The sequence below is a fragment of the Flavivirga jejuensis genome, assembly GCF_030540765.1.
GTDB classification, from domain to species: domain Bacteria; phylum Bacteroidota; class Bacteroidia; order Flavobacteriales; family Flavobacteriaceae; genus Flavivirga; species Flavivirga jejuensis.
In genome coordinates this window covers 1-1,043 of sequence record NZ_JAUOEL010000033.1, presented here as the reverse complement: position 1 = coordinate 1,043, position 1,043 = coordinate 1, and the positions used below count along the sequence as shown (strand labels likewise).

Sequence of the window (1,043 nt, the reverse complement as noted above, 5' to 3'; positions counted from 1 at the left end):
TGGTGTAGTGTTAGTACGACTTTTATAAACCCAGCAATTCCCTCAGCGCATAAAGGGTGTCCTATGTTTGGTTTTACAGATCCTAAACTGCATGGTTTTTTAGAGGTATTCCTATATACGGCCTGTATGGCCTTTAGCTCGAGCAAGTCCGTGACCCTTGAACCAGAACCATTGGTCTCGATATGGCTGACATCCTCAGCTTTTATGCCGCTTTTTGAGAGTGCGCGTTCCATTACCGATTTCTGAGCTTCGAGGTTCGGGGTTGCCGGCCCAGCTGTGCGTCCGTCGCTGTTCACAGCGATACCTTGTATAACGGCGTATATCTGGTCTCTGTCGTCAAGAGCTTTGTCCATTGTTTTTAAGAGCACCATTCCGATACCTTCCCCTAGTACGATCCCTTTGGACCTGCCATCAAAAATGTGGAAGTTTCCATCCTTGCTTAGCAGGTTTCTCTGTGAAAAGATCCGGTGAGCGCTATCTGAGGGAAGCAATCCTACACCACCCACGATAGCAGATTCGATCTCGCCATTCTCTAGAGCCTGTACGGCCATATCCATTCCTACCAATGCGGACGAGCATGCTGTATCTAATACCATACTTGGTCCCTTGAGGTCAAAAAAATGAGATACGTTAGCGGCTATGTAGTTGGGACCTATCCCAAGAATAGGGTTTTTCATTTGTTGCAGGACAGCCTCCTCTGGGCGGTGCTGGCTCCTAGCACCTATATATACCCCAACGGGTTTACCTTTTATTTCTTTATGCGAATACCCGGCATGGTACCATAGTTTAAGGCTCTCTTCCAATACGAGCAGAGCCTGTGGATCCATCGCTCTGGCATCCTCCTCAGGTATCATAAAATAGTCCGCATCGAACTGCCCTATCCGATCGAGCATTCCTGCCTTGTGGTCATTTTTATGGCCCCAACGTTCGAAGGGCACGTTGTCTATCGTACAGCGCCCTTCTTTTAGAAGGTCCCAGTACTCTTCCAGATCGTTGGCTCCCGGGAACCTGCAGGACATTCCCACTACGGCTATCGATTGTCC

Annotated in this window: 1 protein-coding gene; it reads right to left on the bottom strand. The window is 48.7% G+C overall.

Features of this window, described 5'->3' with window-relative positions; translation table 11 throughout:
- Window positions 1-1,043 (bottom strand): beta-ketoacyl [acyl carrier protein] synthase domain-containing protein (locus Q4Q40_RS24020; RefSeq protein ID WP_303304597.1); only part of this gene is annotated, 1,043 nt, incomplete at both ends.